This window comes from Streptomyces sp. NPDC058289 (assembly GCF_042880975.1).
In the GTDB taxonomy this organism is placed as follows: domain Bacteria; phylum Actinomycetota; class Actinomycetes; order Streptomycetales; family Streptomycetaceae; genus Streptomyces; species Streptomyces stoeckheimensis.
In genome coordinates this window covers 32054-49670 of the sequence record NZ_JBHVYI010000068.1, presented here as the reverse complement: position 1 = coordinate 49670, position 17617 = coordinate 32054, and the positions used below count along the sequence as shown (strand labels likewise).

Below are 17617 nucleotides of genomic sequence, written 5' to 3'. Positions count from 1 at the left end.
CCGGACGGGCTGGATTGGCCGCTGCGCGGCGGGTCTGGGGCTGTGCCCCAGGCGGGTCCGGGGCACAGCCCCGGGGAACGGGCGAAGGGCGGGTAGGGGACCTGCCCCGCGCAGCGGCAGCCGGCCCACTCGGCGTTACGCCGGGGCCGACGTCGCCTTCAGGGCGAGCCACAGCTCCATGCGGACGTCCGGGTCGTCCAGGGAGCGGCCGAGGATCTCCTCCACGCGGCGCATGCGGTAGCGCAGGGTGTGGCGGTGGACGCCCAGGTCGGCGGCGGCCGCGTCCCACTGGCCGTGCCGGGAGAGCCAGGCCTGGAGGGAGGCCACCAGGTCGCCCCGGCCCTTCTCGTCGTGCTCGCGCAGCGCCCGCAGCGTGCCGTCCGCGAAGGCCCGTACCGCGTCGTCGGCGAGGAGGGGGAGGACCGAGCCCGCAGCCAGGTCCTCGTGTTCGACCATGGGGCGGCCGCGCCGCCGGGCCACGGCCAGGGCTTGGTCGGCCTGCTTGAACGCCGCCGCCACGCCGGAGGCCGCCGCGGGCGCCGACAGCCCGAGGACCAGCTCGTCCGGCTCCGGTTCGGCCGACTCCCGGCCGCGGCGCGATTCCAGGGCCTCCGCGTGTTCCGCGCAGGCCTGGACCGCCGAGCCCCCGTCGGCCGCCAGGACCACGAGCCGGCCGGGCTCCGGCACCACCAGCAGGGTCTCCCCCGTGCGCGCCGCCGCCGATTCCACGGCGTCGGCCAGCAGCGCCAGTCCCTCCGGCTGGGCCGTGCCCGCCAGGGCGGGTTCCGCCACGAGGATCCGGAACGGTGCGTCGAGCAGGGCCCCGTACAGGTCCCCGGCCACGGCCTGGGCGTGCTCCGCCTGGCCGGCGAGCAGCATGCGCAGCACGGCGGCGCCGAGCCGGGACTCCGCGTCGTGCAGGGAGCGGGAGCGTTCCGTGGTGAGGGTCAGCAGGGCCACCGCGGAGTGGACGGCGTACCGCTCCGCCGTGCCGAGCGGGGCCCCGGTGCCGACCGCGAGGGCTCCGCGCGCCCGCCGCCCCGTGCCCAGCGACTGGAGTTCCACCCGGTCCTCGGAGCCGCCGACCACGGCGCTGGCCGGCGCGGGCCGCTCCCGCAGCCGTTCCACGTCGGGGGTGAGCCGGGCGGCCCGGCGCGCGGCCCAGTCGGGCGCGGCCGCGACGACGGCGCCCGAGGTGTCGTAGAGCGCGGCCCAGCCGTGCACGTGCGCGGCCAGCTTCGTCAGCAGTTCGGCGGGCCCGTCGGCGGACAGCGCGGCCCGGGTCAGCTCGCGCTGCGCCTCGAAGCCGGCGGTGACGGCCCGGTACTGGTCGGCGGCGAGGGCGGCGGAGACGGCCTTGCTGATGGCGAGGAACGGGGTGCGCCGGGGCACCTCCAACAGCGGCAGGTCCTCGGCCGTGGCGGCTTCCACGAGCGCCTCGGGCACGGCGTCGTAGTTCACGCCGATGGCGAAGCCGATGCCGACGACCCCGGCCGCCGCGAGCCGGCGCACGTAGCGCCGCATCTCCTCGGGGTCCTCCGCGTCCAGCTTCATCGCGGTGATGAGGAGGAGCTCCCCGCCCTCCATGTACGGCACGGGGTCGGCGAGCTCACTGACGTGGGCCCAGCGCACGGGGGTGTCGAGGCGGCCCTCCCCGGCCCGGACGCTGAGTTTGAGCGCCGAGTGCTGGACGAGCGAGGCGAGGGTGAGCGGCATGGGTACCGGGGCGCCTTAGGGAGAGGAGGGGGTTCGGCGGCGAGGTGCCGACGGAGGATTCTCGCCGTGGACCACCACCGCGGTTTTCGCCGTGTCGTACGAACGGCTCCCTTGATTCTGCCACCCCGTACGGATTCCCTCCCTCTGGTCGCCTTCCCCCCTCCCCGGCCTTCAGCCCTGCCCCCCGAGCCGCACCAGCAGCGGGGCGGCCCGCTCGCCGCGGACGGAGGTCAGGGAGAGCACGGCGTGGCCGGGAGGCACGGTGTTGGCGAGGGCGGAGGCCGACCAGCGCTCCCGCTCCACCTTCCGCACGGTGACGGCGTCCGTGGTGACCGCCTTGCCGGTGATCACCTTGCGTACCGCGTGCACGGCCCGGGTGAAGGGCTGGTCGGCGTAGACCGTGCGGCTCGTGACGTCCCGCGTCTCGACCAGCTCGGTTCCCCAGGCGTCGGCGAACCACTTGCCGTCCCACGTGGTGACCCCGGAAAAGGCCATCCGGCAGCCGACCGTTCCGAGGAGCGGGGTACGCAGCCCTTCGGGTACGTCGTCCAGGGTGCGCAGCGCCAACAGAACGCCCGCGTTGGCCGACCGGAGACCCTGCATGCTGCGCACGGCCTCGGCGGTGAGGGTGTGCGAAGCGTCGTCGAGGGCCAGGAAGGCGAACAGGGAGCGGTCGCCGCGGGCCGCGGCCGCCGCGTTGAACTGGGCGAGGAGCAGCCGGGCCAGCAGCCGGGAGGCGTCCGGATGGCCGCGTTCGGGGAGGTCCACACGTACCCGGACGGGGTGTCCCAAGGCGCGGAGGGAGAAGGGCCGCCCGCCGCCGGTGGTGTCGAAGAAGCCGTGGAACGCCGGCCGGTCGAGCAGCGCCGCCCTGTCGGCGAGGGCCGGTCCCGGGTCGCCGTGGACGGCGTGCTGCCGTGCCCGGGCATCGAGCTCCCGCAGCATGCCCTGCTGCCCGGAGTTCTCCAGCTCCTGACGCAGCGCCCCGACCGCCGCGGGCAACTGCTCGAGCAGTGCGCGCAGCTCGGGCACGGTCGGGAAGCGGCCGTACGCGGCATGGAACGGCCCGAGGATCTGGGCGAGAGCCGTTGCCGCCCGGCGTACGTCGACGCCCGGCAGGTCGCCCACGAAGGCTTCGGCGAGGAAGGAAGCCGCCTCGTCGGAGTCGCCGGTCCCGCCATAGAGGTCGAGATCGTGCACGGATGCCGGGTCACCCGGGCGCACCACGATGTCGTAGGCGTCGTCGGGTCCGAGCCGGGATCCGGCGGCGCCGACGGCGATCACGGCCGCCTGCCCGGCCAGTGCCTGGAGGGCGAGCGACTCCACGACCGGCCTGACCAGCCCGTGCGTCTTGCCCGAGCCCGAGGGGCCGACGGCGAGGACCGATGTGCCCAGCACGCCGGGGTCGAGGGCCAGCCCGGTCCCGCGGCGTTCGTGGGGGTTCGGCTCGGCACCGGTGACCTTGCCGAGCCAGACCTGGCCGACGGTCAGGTCGTGGGAGGCGGTACGGACGGGCAGATCACGGGCGCCCGAGGGGTGGCCGCAGGCGGCCGCGCCCTTGTTCCGTACGGCTTCCACGAAGGCGGGGCGCCGCGCGGGGTCGGCCTTCACGGACTCCCAGGCCCGCCGGATCCGGGCGTGGTCGACGTCGTTCATCCGCCCCTGCCGGGCTTCTGTCGCCAGCCGGTCCGCGGTCTCCGCCAGCCCGGCGGCACGCAGCTGCGGCCAGCCGGCCGGCGAGTCCGGGCCGTCCGGGTTCGCTGCCTGCGGGGCATCGGCGGGCAGGGCGGAGGACCGGAGGCCGGTCAGCAAGCCGGCCCAGCCGCCGAGGCGGGCGAAGAGAACGACGACCGGGGCGTAGATCAGTACGTAGAGGGCGTTGGTGACCACCGAGCCACCCGTTTCGCCGAGCTCCGCGTACGGCAGGTGACCGAAGACCAGGGGGTAGACCACCAGGGTCTGGCTCTGGATCAGCAGCACCACGGCGAAGGCTCCTGCTGCGGCGCCCAGCGCGCGGTACCAGGGGCCGCGGGCCGCGATCAGCTGGTCGAAGGCGGTCCGCCAGCCGCCCATCTTGGCGAATGCGATGAACAGACCCACGGTGACCAGCAGCACGTAGACCTCGAGGGCCGCCTGGCCGCGGTGGTCGATCGGGCCGTTGGTCAGTCCCCCCTCCCACCAACTGTCGGGGGTGAAGTAGTAGAGCGGAGCTCCGAGAAAGGGGAGGTTCCCGTCGAGGAAGGCTTGCCAGCACACGAAGAAGACGAGGAAGGAGACCACGACCCGCGTGATCAGCGACCGGCCGTTGGTTTCGGGCTTCGGTGCGGCCGGGGTGTAGGCGTAGCGCCAGATGCCGGGCTTCGCCTCCGGTCGCGGGGCGCTCAGCCAAGCGGTGAAGGCAGTCGCTGCGGGAGCCGTGGTCACGCCTGCGACGGGACTTCCCGGGGCGTACGCGGGCGGCGGCGGGGCCGTGACCGGTCGCGGCGGCATGGGCGGAGGGCCGGCCGGCCGGGGGATGTGGGGACCGCCGGCCCCCACATCGGGCGAGCCGCCGTAACTGCTGCGGTCCCCGCCGTGCGTGCCGTCGGTGTCCATGAACCCTCTGCCCCCTGCCCGTTACCGCACTGCGCTGCAACTGCCCTGCACTGGTCCTGCGCGCTCAATCTAGTGGCCGTCGCGGCCCCGCGGCCCGTACCCGGTCATGATCCACAAGACAGGCGCGGATTCCTTCCTATGGCCGTCACGGACAAGGACACGCGGGCATCACTCCCGAACGGAGCATGCAGGACCCCGCCTCCCGGGCCTAGCCTGCGGACAAAGACACAAGTGCGTCCGAAAACACCCCCCAGGAGCCCCCTATGACCGCTGTCCCGCAGGAGCGCCGCATCGTCACCGCGATCCCCGGCCCCAAGTCGCAGGAGCTGCAGGCCCGCCGTCTGTCGACGGTGGCCGGCGGCGTGGGCTCCGTGCTCCCCGTCTTCACGGCCCGCGCGGGCGGCGGCATCATCGAGGACGTCGACGGCAACCGCATGATCGACTTCGGTTCCGGCATCGCCGTGACCTCGGTCGGCGCCTCCGCCGAGGCCGTCGTGCGCCGCGCCGCCGCGCAGCTCGCCGACTTCACCCACACCTGTTTCATGGTGACCCCCTACGAGGGCTACGTGGAGGTCTGCGAGGCCCTCGCCGAGCTCACCCCGGGTGACCACGCGAAGAAGTCGGCGCTGTTCAACTCCGGCGCCGAGGCCGTCGAGAACGCCGTCAAGATCGCCCGTTCGTACACCAAGCGCCAGGCCGTCGTCGTCTTCGACCACGGCTACCACGGCCGTACGAACCTCACGATGGCCCTGACCTCGAAGAACATGCCGTACAAGCAGGGCTTCGGCCCGTTCGCCCCCGAGGTCTACCGCGTCCCGGTCGCCTACGGCTACCGCTGGCCGACCGGCGCCGAGAACTGCGGCCCCGAGGCCGCCGCCCAGGCGATCGACAACATCGTCAAGCAGATCGGCGCCGAGAACGTCGCCGCGATCATCATCGAGCCGGTCCTCGGCGAGGGCGGCTTCATCGAGCCGGCCAAGGGCTTCCTCCCGGCGATCGTGAAGTTCGCCAACGACAACGGCATCGTCTTCGTCGCCGACGAGATCCAGTCCGGCTTCTGCCGCACCGGCCAGTGGTTCGCGTGCGAGGACGAGGGCATCGTCCCCGACCTCATCACGACCGCCAAGGGCATCGCGGGCGGCCTGCCGCTCGCCGCCGTGACCGGCCGCGCCGAGATGATGGACTCCGTGCACGGCGGCGGCCTGGGCGGCACCTACGGCGGCAACCCGGTGGCCTGCGCCGGTGCGCTCGGCTCCATCGAGACCATGAAGGAGCTCGACCTCAACGCCGCGGCGAAGAAGATCGAGTCCATCATGAAGGCCCGCCTGACGGCCATCCAGGAGAAGTACGACATCGTCGGCGACATCCGCGGCCGCGGCGCCATGATCGCGATCGAGCTCGTCAAGACCGACACTCCTGAAAACGTCTCGTCCAAGACCCCGAACCCGGAGGCGGCCGCCGCGCTCGCCAAGGCCTGCCACGCCGAGGGCGTCCTCGTCCTCACCTGCGGCACCTACGGCAACGTGCTCCGCTTCCTGCCGCCGCTCGTCATCGGCGAGGACCTGCTGAACGAGGGCCTGGACGTCATCGAGGCCGCGTTCGCCACCCTCTGATCGAACGTCTGACACAGGCGCTAGAACGCGGGGCCGCGATCCTCGATCACCGCGCGTTCACTACCGGGGGTAACGGTCGGGCACTGTGAAGAAGGTGTGGGGGGCCGATGGCGGGAGCGTTTTCCCGCTGTCGGTCCCCCTTCCGCTGCCGTACGGTTTCTGCAGATGAGTGAGACACCCCGCTCCCGGGAAACCGGAGGCGACACCAGTACCGGGCTTCCCCAGCGCCGCACTGGGCATGCGTTCGCGCACACTCCTCACCGATCGGACGGCCGCACGCCCCAAACCCCCCGGGGCGCCCGGCACCCCGATCCGGGCGGCCGCCCCGGAACCACCCCCCCTGTTCCGGGGCGGCCGGCCACTCTCTTCTCCGGGATCCGGCCGACCGCACCGCTCTCGCCGGTCTCCGCGGCCTACGCGCTCTCCGCACTCTGCGTCGCGCTCTTCGCCCTGACCACCTGGCAGGTCCTCGCGTCCGGGCCCCTGCTGGTCCCGGACACGGCCCTCAGCCGGGCGCTCGTGCGCACCGTCCCCGATGCGGTCACCCAGCGTCTCTCCGACCTCGGCAACGTCCCGGTCGCGGTCCCCGTCCTGCTCCTCGCGGTCGTCTACGCCGCCCGGCGCGGCAACCGACGGGGCGCGGCGGCCGCGGCCCTGGCCATGGCCTTGGTGCCGGCCCTGATCGTCCCGCTGAAGGAGTGGACCGGCCGGTCGGGCCCCCTGGAGCCCTGGGCCTCCGGCTACTACCCCTCCGGCCACACGGCCACCGCGTACGTGGCGTACGCGGGCGCCGCCCTGCTCGTGCGCCCGTACGCCCGGGGCCGCTGGCCCCTCCCCCTCGCGGCCGCCCTCACCGCCCTGACGGCGACGGGACTGATCCTGCGCGGCTACCACTGGCCCCTGGACGTCCTGGCCAGCTTCCTGATGTGCACGCCGCTGCTGCTCGGGGTGCAGTGGGCCACGGGACACCGCCGCCCCGGCTAAGGTCGCGGCATGGCGCAGGAACGGCTGAAGTATTCCGTCACGCACGGCGGGCGGGCTCACGAACTGACCCCGTCGGGGGGCGAGGTGATCCTCCCGCGCAGCGGCGTCAAGATCCACCACAGCGAGTCCTGTTGGCACCTCACCGATTCCGGAGACCTCCCGAGGCATCCCGACCCCGCCGGGGTTCTGTGGCGCCAGCTCCTCGACGCCTCCGATCCCGCCGCGTTCTCCGCTTCCCGCGGGCTGGTCAACGGTGTGGGCAAGCCCCTCACCGGTGTGTGCTCCTGCGCGTTGCGGGCGGTCACCGACGACCACGCCGACAGCCTCCCCTACTGGCCCCTCGACGCCGCGTTCGCGGCCTTCGACCCGGACGCGCACCGCTCCGCGGTGGAGGCCGCCGACCGCGAGGCCGCGCGGTTCCGCGAGCGGTTCCCGTGGGAGGAGTGGCCGGCGCTGTCCCTGGACCGGTACGCGCTGGGGCAGCAGCCCGGGCTCCCCGGGCCCTTCTACAGCCGGGACCTGGAGTACGGCAGCAAGCCGCTCGGCAGCATCACCGGCGGGTCGGCGTACAAGCACTTCGTCTTCCGTCGCAGGGACGGCAGCTGGTGGCACGATGCCAAGTACCCCGATGCCGCGACGGCGTGGGAGGCGGTCCGGGCCGGCATCCTCGAGGCGGTCGAGGCGGCGCGGGCGGGCCGGGTCGCGGAGATCGACGACATCGCGGCGGTCGCCTCCGGCGTCACGGTCGTCGCCAAGACGCTGCGGATCTACGCACCGGACGCCATCCTGCCGGTGTACGCCGACCACCTCACGCGGCACTACCTGTCGCTCGCGGGCGGCGACGCGTACGGCGGGCTCAGGCCGTTCGCCCGCAAGCAGGCCCTGCGCCGGCTGTTCCAGGACCGGGAGGGGTCCAAGGACTGGCCGCCGCAGCTGGTCCTGCGGTTCCTCCTCTGGTGGGCGCCCCCGCGGGTGGCCCCCCGCATCGTCCGCATCGGGATCGAGGACGGCGTCCGGAGGTGGCCGCAGTGCCTGGCGGGCGGCTACCTGGCCGTCGGCCACGACACGCTCGGCGATCTGCACGGCTTCGCCGGCTCGGAGGAGTTCACCGAGGCATCCGGCTCCGACGGCGCCCCCGGCACCCCCGGGTCCGGCGCCTCCCTCGACGACCTCGGCCTGTGGGACCTGATCGGGCTGCGCGCGGGCGACCGGATCGTGGCGATGGCCGGCCGCGACACCGTGCTCGGGGTCGGCCAGGTCACCGGCGAGGGATACCGCTGGCGCCCCGACCTCACCGGCCATCGGCACACCGTCTCCGTGGACTGGGCCGGCACCTACGCCGGAGTGCTCGACCCCTCGGCCGGCGACTGGGGCCCGTGGCTCGTCACCGACGTACGGCCCAAGCTCTGGTCGCGGATCCAGGCCCTGCGCACCGGGAGCGCCCCGGAGGCCGTGGAGGTGGAAGCCGACCTGCTCCCGCCCCTCGGTGCCGGGCTCCAACGGATCTCCGACGCCCTGGACCGGCGCGGCCAGGCCGTCCTCTACGGTCCGCCCGGAACCGGCAAGACCCGGCAGGCCCTGCGCTTCGCGGTCCGCCGGCTCGGCGAGCTGTCCGACGACCTGCCCGGCCTGTACCCGGCCGCCGAGCCGGGCGACGAAAACTTCGACCACACCGTGCGGGCCCTCACCGCCGCCGGCCGGCTGACCCTGGTCACCTTCCACCCCGGCTACGGCTACGAGGACTTCATCGAAGGCCTGCGCCCGCGGCCGGGCAGCGCCGGCCTCTCGCTCGAAACGACCGCCGGCGTGTTCAAGGAGGTGTGCGCCAGGGCGGCCGCCGACCCCGGCCACCCGTACCTGGTCGTCGTCGACGAACTCAACCGGGCCGACCTCCCCAAGGTCCTCGGAGAGCTGATCACGGTGATCGAGAAGGACAAGCGGGGCATGGCCGTCACCCTCCCCCTGTCCAAGGAGGCGTTCTGCGTCCCGCGCAACGTCCAGCTGCTCGGCACCATGAACACCGCCGACCGCTCGATCCGGCAGCTCGACTCGGCCGTCCGGCGCCGCTTCGCCTTCCTGGAACTGCTCCCCGACGCGGGACCGCTGCGCGGTTCCCCGGTGGACGAACTCGACCTCGGCGTGTTCCTGGACGCGCTCAACCACCGGATCCGGCGGGAGCTGGACCGGGAGAAGCAGATAGGCCAGGCCTTCTTCCTGCCCGGCGGCAAGCCCCTCGCGACCGCCGCGGAACTGGCCTCCGTGATCAGGGACGAGATCTGGCCGCTGCTCCAGGAGTACGCCTACGACGACTACGGGCTGCTCACGGGCTTCCTCGGGGAGGCCCTGGTCGACCCCGTGTCGCACACGCTGCGGGCGCTGCCCGACGAGGATCTGGTGGCCGCCCTGTACGAGGAGTTCCAGGACTGCGCCGATGCCCAGCCTGCGTGAGTACGACAGGGCGGTCCTGCCCGGTGTCCGGCTGACCGACGCCGACCGCCGGCTGCTCGCGGACGGCGCCCTGGACCCGGTGCTGCGGATCCGGGAGCTGGCCGGCGACTGCCTGGAAGTCGAGGCGAGGGCGTACGTGGGAGTCGTGCGGCTGGACACGTGCGAGATCCGGGTCCTGCCGAAACACCTCGGCGACGGCCTGGACGTGCTGCGGATGCTGGAGTACGCAGCGGGCGGCCGGGTGCGGATGCCGGCGGCCGGCCGGTGGCTCGAGCAGGGCGACGCGGACCTGCGCGACCTCGTCGCGCTGATGGTCACCGAGCACTGCGAGCGGCTGCTGCGGCACGGGGTCCGGAAGGACTACGCCACCCGCGAGGAGGATCTGCCGGTCGTCCGGGGCCGGCTGCTGGCCGACCGGCAGGTGCTGCGCCACCACGGACGCCTGGACCGGCTCGCGTGCCGCTTCGACGAGCACGACACGGACGTCGTCGACAACCGGCTGTGCGCCGCGGCCGTGGAACGGGCCGCCCGCACGGCCGGTTCTCCCCAGGTGCGGGCCCGGGCGCGGCGGGCCGCCGCACAGTTCGGAACGCTGGCGCCGACCCCGCTCGGGGATCTGCGCCAGGCCGTTTCCACGCTGGCCTACCACCGGCACAACGAGCACTACCGGCCCGCTCACCGGTGGGCCCGGCTGCTGTTGTCGGGCGGCGGGATCGACGGGCTGTTCACCACAGGCCCGCTGGCCTCCCGGGCGTTCTTCGTCGACATGAACGGGCTGTTCGAGGATTTCGTGACGCGGCTGCTCAGGGACGGCGCGGCGGGCAGCGGGCTGACGGTGACCGGCCAGTCGGCGCAGCGGCGGGTGCTCGTCGACGAAGACACGCAGAAGCACTACAGCGAGGTGCGGCCCGACGTCCTGGTCCGCGGGGTGCGCGGCGGGGTGCCGTTCCGGCTGCCGGTGGACGCGAAGTACAAGCTGTACGAGGGGAAGAAGCTCTCGACACAGGACATCTACCAGGCGTTCCTCTACGCCCACGCGCTGGGCAGTCCTGCCGAGTGCGTGCTGGTCCATCCCGCCGGACCGGACGCCTCGGGGGCGCGCGTCGCCGTACGGAACCACGCGGGCACCACCTCGGCACGCGTCCGGTCCGTTCCGCTGGACCTCCGGTCGGTCCTGGGCCGGCTGACCGGGCCGCAGCCCCTGGAGGCTGCGGCCCGGGTGTGGCGCGAGGTCGTCGGTCAGCCGCCGAAGTAGGCGTCGAAGTTCTTCGAGAACTCCCAGCTGCCGAAGCGGTCCCAGTTGATCGACCAGGTCATCAGCCCGCGCAGGGCGGGCCAGGTGCCGTGGGTCTGGTAGGTGCCACAGGTCGTGCCGGACTTCTTCGTCAGGCAGTCCAGCGCCTTGGTGACCTCCGCCGGGGAGGTGTGGCCGTTGCCCGCGTTGGTCGTGGCCGGCAGGCCGATGGCGACCTGGTCGGCGCGCAGCGGCGGGAAGACCCGGGCGGTGTTGCCGGCCACGGGGAAGCCCGTGAGCAGCATGTCCGTCATGGCGATGTGGAAGTCGGCTCCGCCCATGGAGTGGTACTGGTTGTCGAGGCCCATGATCGAGCCCGAGTTGTAGTCCTGGACGTGGAGCAGGGTGAGGTCGTCGCGCAGGGCGTGGATGACCGGGAGGTAGGCGCCGGCGCGCGGGTCCTGGCCGCCCCAGGGACCGGATCCGTAGTACTGGTAGCCGAGCTGTACGAAGAAGGTCTCGGGGGCCATCGTCAGGATGAAGTCCGGGCCGTACTTGGCCTTCAGGGTCTTCACGGCCGAGATCAGGTTGACGATCACCGGGGTGGTGGGGGCGCGGAAGTCGGTGTCGCCCGTGGCCAGGGAGAGGGAGTGGCCCTCGAAGTCGATGTCGAGGCCGTTGAGCCCGTACTCGTCGATGATCTTGCCGACCGAGGAGACGAAGGTGTCGCGGGCCGCCGTGGTGCCGAGCTGGACCTGGCCGTTCTGGCCGCCGATCGAGATCAGGACCTTCTTGCCCGCGGCCTGCTTGGCCTTGATGGCCGCCTTGAACTCCGCGGCCGATTCGACGGTCGGGCATTCGCTGATCGGGCAGAGCTGGAAGCGGATGTCGCCCGAGGTCACCGAGGTGGGCTCGCCGAAGGCCAGGTTGATGACGTCCCACGAGGCGGGTACGTCGGCCATCCGAACGTAGCCGGAGCCGTTGGCGAAGCTGGCGTGCAGGTAGCCGACCAGGGCGTGGGCGGGCAGGCCGGGGTTGCCCGGGTTGCCGCCCCCGCTCGGGGTGGTCACGGGGACGGCGGCGCTCTTGGGGGATTCGCCGGCCGCGTTCACGGCGCTGACCTGGAAGGAGTACGCGGTGGAGGCGGTGAGTCCGGTGACCGTCGCCGACGTGCCGCTGACGGCGGTCGGGTTCGCGCCGTCCCGGTAGACCTTGTACGAGGTGGCCCCGGTCGCGGCCGCCCAGGAGAGGCCGACGGTGGTGGCGGAGGAGGCGGACGCGGTGAGCCCGGCGGGGGCGGCCGGGACCTGGGGGCCGGGTCCGGAGCCGCCGGGGTCCGGGCCGACGAGGGTCACGTCGTCGGTGAACTGCGGCGGCTGGCCGTACCAGCCCTGCGTGTAGACGGTCACCGAGGTGGTGGCCGCGCCGGTACGGAAGCTCGTGCTCAGCTGCTTCCAGGCACCCGGGGTCTGGGTCCAGGTCTGCGGGTCCGTGGTCCCGGTGCCGGTCGCGCCGAGGTAGACGTACGCGCCCTGCACCCAGGCGCTCAGCGTGTACGCGGAGTCGGGCTTGACGGTGACGGTCTGGGAGCAGCGGGCGTTGTCCTGCCCGGCCGGGGTGCCCTTGAGGGCGGAAGCGCCGCCGTGCACGGGGGTGCTGACGGCGGCTCCGCTGCCGGCCGAGCAGCTCCAGCCGTCGAGGCCGGCTTCGAAGCCGCCGTTGCGGATGAGGTCGGCGTCGGCCGCGGCGGCCGGTTGTCCGACGGCGAGGAGGCCGGCCGCCGCGAGGGCGGCGGCGGTAAGGAGGGACAGCGCGGAGCGTATGACGGTGGGTCTGGCGGGGCGGGTGGGGCGAGCAGGACGGGTGGGGCGCACAACTGCCTCCGGTACATGGGGGGATGGAGCCGGGCCGCGCACGGGGAAGCGGTGGGGGAAGGCGCAGCGGCGCCCAAGATGGTCCAGACCAATGTCCTTGTCAAGACTTCCCGCCTCCCCGCCCCACGACGCGCGCCGCCGCCTCGTGCATCGCGAGCTCCAGCACCACCGGATCGGTGAGCGTGCCCTGCCCGTCCGGGACCACCAGCCAGCGGACCCCGCCCGTGGCCCGGCCGGGGTACGGGACCACGATCCAGGTCCCGTGCCCGGCCCCCCGCACTCCCGTGCCGACCCAGCGGGACGCCGTCCCCGGGGGCACGAAGAAGCCCAGCCTGGAGTCGCCGAAATCGGCGAGCACCGGGCCGGGCCGGTCGAGCAGCGCGTCCAGTACTTCGAGGGTGGCGTGTCCCAGCTCCCCCGGCAGGATCAGCACGTCCCACCGCCGGCCGGCGGGCAGCAGGGCGACCCCGAGGGGGTTGCGCTCCCACTCCCACCGGCAGGCGTCCGGATCGGGCGCCACCGAGACGAGCCATTCCACTGCCGTCTTGTCCCCCGGGATCGTCATCGCCCGGCCTCCGCTCTCTGTGGGTGAGGTGAAGCGTTCTCACAGGAGAGAGCGGGGCCGGGCGCAGGTATGACGCGGGTTTCGTTACTCCATGGTAGTGAAGCAGGTCACACTGCCCGGGGCGATGTGCGCCCGGGGCGTGCGGAGGTCGCTTACCCGATCAGCGCACCGGCGCGCCGGCGCACCGTCATCGGGGCTCAGCTGTCGGGCTCAGCTGTCGGGGCTCAGCTGTCGAAGCCGAGACCGAAGCGGTCCAGCGTCTTCAGCCACAGGTTGCGGTGCCCGCCCAGCCGGTCCGCCCGGGCCAGCGACCACTTCGTCATCGTGATGCCGGTCCACGCGAAGGGCTCCGGCGGGAAGGGCATCGGCTTGGAGCGAACCATCTCCAGCTCCGTGCGCTCGGTCTTCTCCCCCGCCAGGAGGTCGAGCATCACGTCGGCGCCGAAGCGGGTGGCTCCGACGCCCAGTCCGGTGTAGCCGGCCGCGTAGGCCACCTTGCCCGCGTGCGCGGTGCCGAAGAAGGCGGAGAAGCGCGAGCAGGTGTCGATCGCCCCGCCCCAGGCGTGGCTGAATTTCACCCCTTCCAGCTGCGGGAAGCAGGTGAAGAAGTGCTCGGCGAGCTTGAGGTAGGTCTCGGGCCGGTGGTCGTGCTCGGCGTCGAGCTTGCCGCCGTACGGGTAGATCGCGTCGTAGCCGCCCCACAGGATCCGCCGGTCGGGGGTGATCCGGAAGTAGTGGAACTGGTTGGCGCTGTCGCCCAGTCCCTGCCGGTTCTTCCAGCCGATCGAGGCGAGCTGCTCCTCGGTGAGCTGCTCGGTCATCAGCGCGTAGTCGTAGACCGGAACGGTCAGCGGGCGCACCCGCTTGACCAGCGACGGGAAGATGTTGGTGCCCAGCGCCACCCGGCGGGCGAAGACCCGCCCGTACGGGGTGCGCACGGCCATCCCGGCTCCCGAGCCGACCAGGTCCAGCCCGCGCGTGTTCTCGTAGATCCGTACGCCCAGCTCCAGGCAGGCGCGCTTCAGGCCCCAGGCGAGCTTCGCCGGGTTGAGCATGGCGACGCCGTCGCGGTCCCAGACCCCGCCGAGGAAGGTCGGGGAGTCGACCTCCGCGCGCACCGCGTCCGCATCCAGCCATTCGGAGCGGCCTGCTAGGCCGAGCCGCTCGGCCTCCGCGTGGAACTCGCGGAGCTCCGCGACCTGGTGCGGCTCGGTGGCCACGTCGATCTCGCCGCTGCGCTCGAAGTCGCAGTCGATGCCGTAGCGGGCGACCGCCTCCTCGATGGCGTCGAGGTTGCGGGCGCCGAGGTCCTCCAGCTTGGCGAGCTCGTCCGGCCAGCGGGCCATCCCGTTCGCCAGGCCGTGGGTGAGGGAGGCGGCGCAGAAGCCGCCGTTGCGGCCCGAGGCGGCCCAGCCCGCCTCGTGGCCCTCGATGAGTACGACGTCCCGGGCGGGGTCGCGCTCCTTGGCGAGCAGCGCGGTCCACAGGCCGCTGTAGCCGCCGCCGATGACGAGCAGGTCGCAGTGCTCGTCCCCGGTGAGGGCGGGCTCGGCGGCGGGCTTGCCGGGGTCGTCCAGCCAGTACGAGACCGGCTTCGCTTCGGAAAGAGATCGTGCAGCGGTGCGCATGGCGTCTGGGGCCATGTCTTCCAACTCCCTACAGGTGTTACTTGGGCTGTGCTTTCTTGCGGCGGTTGGCGACCATCTGGCCGCCCAGCACCACCAGGACCGCGATGACGAACATCGCGGTGCCGATGACGTTGATCTGCACAGGCGTACCGCGCTGGGCCGATCCCCACACGAACATGGGGAAGGTGACGGTGTTGCCCGAGTTGAAGTTGGTGATGATGAAGTCGTCGAAGGAGAGCGCGAAGGAGAGCAGCGCGCCCGCCGCGATGCCGGGGGCCGCGATCGGCAGGGTGACGCGCAGGAAGGTCTGCACGGGTCCGGCGTAGAGATCGCGGGCGGCTTCCTCCAGGCGGGGGTCCATGGAGAGCACCCGGGCCTTGACGGCGGCGACGACGAAGCTGAGGCAGAACATGACGTGGGCGATCAGGATCGTCCAGAAGCCGAGCTGGATGCCCATGTTGAGGAAGAGTGCGAGCAGCGAGGCCGCCATCACGATCTCGGGCATGGCCATCGGCAGGAAGATCAGCGAGTTGACCGCGCCGCGCCCCCGGAACCGGTAGCGGACCATCGCGAAGGCGATCGCGGTGCCCAGCACCGTCGCGCCGATGGTGGCCCACAGGGCGATCTGGAGCGAGAGGGACAGGGACTCGCACATGTCGGCGACCCCGCAGGGGTCCTTCCACGCGTCGAGGGAGAACTCCTGCCAGGCGTAGTTGAAGCGCCCGGTGGGGTTGTTGAAGGAGAAGACCGTGACGACGACGTTCGGCAGGATCAGGTACGCGAGCGTGCCGAGCCCCGCGATCACGACGAGATTGCGGCGCAGCCAGGTGGTGGTGCTCTTCATCAGACCAGGTCCTCCGTCCCCGCTCGGCGGATGTAGATGGTGACCATGACGAGCACGATGGCCATGAGGATGAAGGACAGCGCGGCCGCCGTCGGATAGTCGAGGATGCGCAGGTACTGCGACTGGATGACGTTGCCGATCATGCGGGTGTCCGTGGAGCCGAGCAGTTCGGCGTTGACGTAGTCACCGCTCGCCGGGATGAAGGTGAGCAGGGTCCCGGAGACCACGCCCGGCATGGACAGCGGGAAGGTCACCTTGCGGAAGACCGTGGCGGGACGGGCGTACAGGTCCCCGGCCGCCTCGTGGAGGCGGGTGTCGATGCGCTCCAGCGAGGTGTAGAGCGGAAGGATCATGAAGGGGAGGAAGTTGTACGTCAGACCGCAGACGACCGCGAGCGGCGTGGCGAGGACGCGGTCGCCCTCGGTCATGCCGAGCCAGCTGGTGACGTCCAGGAAGCCGACCGTGTTGAGGACGCCGACCACCGGGCCGCCGTCGGCCAGGATCGTCTTCCAGGCGAGGGTGCGGATCAGGAAGCTGGTGAAGAACGGGGCGATGACCAGCACCAGGAGCAGATTGCGCCAGCGGCCCGCCTTGAAGGCGATCAGGTAGGCCAGCGGATAGCCCAGCAGCAGGCACAGCGCGGTCGCGGTGCCGGCGTAGAGCAGGGAGCGCAGGAACTGCGGGTAGTACTCGGTGAAGGCGTCCCAGTAGGTCTGGAAGTGCCAGGTGACCTTGAACCCCTCTTCGAGGGAGCCGGTCTGCACCGAGGTCGAGGCCTGGTAGATCATCGGCAGCACGAAGAAGACGAACAGCCACAGGATGCCCGGGAGCAGCAGCCAGTACGGGACCAGGCGCTTCTTCAGGGACGGCCTGTGCACCGGGGGCTCGGCGGAAACGGCGACCTCGGGGAGGGTCGCGGGGGCGGTCACGCGCTCTCCTCGACCGTCTCGATGCCGGCGTCGATGTCCTGAGCGGCGTCCAAGCCGAAGGTGTGGTCCGGGTTCCAGTGCAGTATCACGTCGGCGCCGGGGACCAGGCGGGCGTCGCGCTCGATGTTCTGCACGTACACCTCCAGCTCCGGGCAGACCGGGCTGTCGATGACGAACTGGGTGGAGACTCCGATGAAGGAGGTGGCCGCGATCTTGCCGGCGATCTTGTTGCGGCCGGCCTCGACGGTGTCCACCGCGTCCGCGTGGACCAGGGAGATCTTCTCCGGGCGCACCCCGACCAGCAGCTTGCCGCCGGCGCGGGGTGTGGTCGAACATCGCGCCGCCGGGACGCGCAGCTTCGTACCGGCCGAGGACACGACGACGTCGGACGCGCCGGCTTCCAGGACCTCGGCCTCGATGAGGTTGGAGGTGCCGAGGAAGTTCGCCACGAAGGTCGTCTTCGGGTTCTCGTAGAGGTCGGCGGGGGCGCCGAGCTGCTCGACGCGGCCGCCGTTCATCACGGCGACCGTGTCGGCCATGGTCATGGCCTCTTCCTGGTCGTGCGTGACGTGCACGAAGGTGATGCCGACCTCGGTCTGGATCCGCTTCAGCTCCAGCTGCATCTGGCGGCGCAGCTTGAGGTCGAGCGCGCCGAGCGGCTCGTCGAGGAGCAGGACCTGCGGGTGGTTGATGAGCGCGCGGGCGACGGCGACGCGCTGCTGCTGGCCGCCGGAGAGCTGGTGCGGCTTGCGCTGGGCGAACTGGCCGAGCTGGACCAGCTCCAGCATGTCGTCGACCTGCTTCTTGACCGACTTGATGCCGCGGCGGCGCAGCCCGAAGGCGATGTTCTCCGAGACGTCGAGGTGCGGGAAGAGGGCGTAGCTCTGGAAGACGGTGTTGACCGGGCGCTTGTACGGCGGCAGGTGCGTGACCTCGCGGTCGCCGAGGCTGACGGTGCCGGTGGAGGGCTCCTCCAGGCCGGCGATCATGCGCAGGGTGGTGGTCTTCCCGCAGCCCGAGGCGCCGAGCAGGGCGAAGAAGGAGCCCTGGGGGATGGTGAGGTCCAGCGGGTGCACGGCGGTGAAGGATCCGTAGTGCTTGCTGATCCCGGCGAGGCGGACGTCGCCGCCTTCGGTCTTGTCAGTCATGGGCCTGGGCCTTCGGTGGTGTGTCGTGGAAGGGGCAGG

General features: G+C 72.2%; 12 protein-coding genes. 4 read left to right on the top strand and 8 right to left on the bottom strand.

Annotation, left to right across the window (positions count from 1 at the left end; all coding sequences use genetic code 11):
* Positions 1-135 precede the first annotated feature (135 nt).
* Both ACFVX6_RS29125 and ACFVX6_RS29120 read right to left on the bottom strand, forming a co-directional pair.
* A complete protein-coding gene (locus ACFVX6_RS29125; RefSeq protein WP_389696407.1) occupies positions 136-1716 on the bottom strand; it encodes a PucR family transcriptional regulator in 1581 nt (526 codons plus the stop codon).
* Positions 1717-1887: 171 nt separating this feature from the next.
* Positions 1888-4140 (bottom strand): ATP/GTP-binding protein, encoded by a 2253-nt coding sequence (locus tag ACFVX6_RS29120; protein WP_389696405.1) that lies wholly within the window; start codon positions 4138-4140, stop codon positions 1888-1890.
* A 434-nt stretch (positions 4141-4574) separates the two neighbouring features.
* Here ACFVX6_RS29120 and gabT point away from each other — a divergent pair, with 434 nt between their 5' ends.
* The 4 genes from gabT (at position 4575) to ACFVX6_RS29100 (ending at position 10611) form a co-directional block, all read left to right on the top strand.
* On the top strand, positions 4575-5924 hold the full coding sequence (gabT, locus tag ACFVX6_RS29115) for a 4-aminobutyrate--2-oxoglutarate transaminase (protein WP_389696403.1): 1350 nt from the start codon (positions 4575-4577) through the stop codon (positions 5922-5924).
* A gap of 165 nt (positions 5925-6089) precedes the next feature.
* Positions 6090-6908 carry a phosphatase PAP2 family protein gene (locus tag ACFVX6_RS29110; protein ID WP_389696401.1) on the top strand — a complete coding sequence of 273 codons (819 nt, stop codon included), beginning with the start codon at positions 6090-6092 and terminating at the stop codon, positions 6906-6908.
* 9 nt (positions 6909-6917) lie between these two features.
* Entirely contained in the window at positions 6918-9356 is a 2439-nt protein-coding gene (locus ACFVX6_RS29105) for an AAA family ATPase (protein ID WP_389696399.1), read from the top strand.
* Complete coding sequence (locus tag ACFVX6_RS29100) at positions 9340-10611, top strand: McrC family protein (RefSeq protein WP_389696397.1); 1272 nt, start codon at positions 9340-9342, stop codon at positions 10609-10611. Before ACFVX6_RS29105 ends, ACFVX6_RS29100 begins: the two co-directional genes overlap by 17 nt.
* Here the strand turns inward: ACFVX6_RS29100 and ACFVX6_RS29095 are convergent.
* From ACFVX6_RS29095 to ACFVX6_RS29070, 6 genes are all read right to left on the bottom strand, one after another.
* On the bottom strand, positions 10596-12413 hold the full coding sequence (locus ACFVX6_RS29095) for a chitinase (RefSeq protein ID WP_389696413.1): 1818 nt from the start codon (positions 12411-12413) through the stop codon (positions 10596-10598). The two genes, ACFVX6_RS29100 and ACFVX6_RS29095, sit on opposite strands and share 16 nt — an antisense overlap.
* Before the next feature lie 151 nt (positions 12414-12564).
* Positions 12565-13029, bottom strand: coding sequence for a hypothetical protein (locus ACFVX6_RS29090; RefSeq protein ID WP_389696395.1), 465 nt, complete (start codon positions 13027-13029; stop codon positions 12565-12567).
* A gap of 224 nt (positions 13030-13253) precedes the next feature.
* The gene (locus tag ACFVX6_RS29085) at positions 13254-14672 is read right to left on the bottom strand and encodes an NAD(P)/FAD-dependent oxidoreductase (RefSeq protein ID WP_389696393.1); all 1419 of its coding nucleotides are present in this window, start codon (positions 14670-14672) and stop codon (positions 13254-13256) included.
* Positions 14673-14694: 22 nt separating this feature from the next.
* Positions 14695-15501, bottom strand: a complete 807-nt coding sequence (locus tag ACFVX6_RS29080) for an ABC transporter permease (RefSeq protein ID WP_389696391.1) — start codon at positions 15499-15501, stop codon at positions 14695-14697.
* Positions 15501-16430, bottom strand: coding sequence for an ABC transporter permease (locus ACFVX6_RS29075; protein WP_389696389.1), 930 nt, complete (start codon positions 16428-16430; stop codon positions 15501-15503). The genes ACFVX6_RS29080 and ACFVX6_RS29075 overlap by 1 nt, the downstream gene beginning before the upstream one ends.
* The gene (locus ACFVX6_RS29070; protein ID WP_389696387.1) at positions 16427-17578 is read right to left on the bottom strand and encodes an ABC transporter ATP-binding protein; all 1152 of its coding nucleotides are present in this window, start codon (positions 17576-17578) and stop codon (positions 16427-16429) included. The genes ACFVX6_RS29075 and ACFVX6_RS29070 overlap by 4 nt, the downstream gene beginning before the upstream one ends.
* Positions 17579-17617 lie beyond the last annotated feature (39 nt).

Bases quoted from the DNA above. Each gene is read 5' to 3' on its own strand.
- gabT (WP_389696403.1), top strand. From the start codon at position 4,575: ATGACCGCTGTCCCGCAGGAGCGCCGCATCGTCACCGCGATCCCCGGC.
- ACFVX6_RS29090 (WP_389696395.1), bottom strand. From the start codon at position 13,029: ATGACGATCCCGGGGGACAAGACGGCAGTGGAATGGCTCGTCTCGGTG.
- ACFVX6_RS29105 (WP_389696399.1), top strand. From the start codon at position 6,918: ATGGCGCAGGAACGGCTGAAGTATTCCGTCACGCACGGCGGGCGGGCT.
- ACFVX6_RS29125 (WP_389696407.1), bottom strand. From the start codon at position 1,716: ATGCCGCTCACCCTCGCCTCGCTCGTCCAGCACTCGGCGCTCAAACTC.
- ACFVX6_RS29070 (WP_389696387.1), bottom strand. From the start codon at position 17,578: ATGACTGACAAGACCGAAGGCGGCGACGTCCGCCTCGCCGGGATCAGC.
- ACFVX6_RS29110 (WP_389696401.1), top strand. From the start codon at position 6,090: ATGAGTGAGACACCCCGCTCCCGGGAAACCGGAGGCGACACCAGTACC.
- ACFVX6_RS29100 (WP_389696397.1), top strand. From the start codon at position 9,340: ATGCCCAGCCTGCGTGAGTACGACAGGGCGGTCCTGCCCGGTGTCCGG.
- ACFVX6_RS29080 (WP_389696391.1), bottom strand. From the start codon at position 15,501: ATGAAGAGCACCACCACCTGGCTGCGCCGCAATCTCGTCGTGATCGCG.
- ACFVX6_RS29085 (WP_389696393.1), bottom strand. From the start codon at position 14,672: ATGGCCCCAGACGCCATGCGCACCGCTGCACGATCTCTTTCCGAAGCG.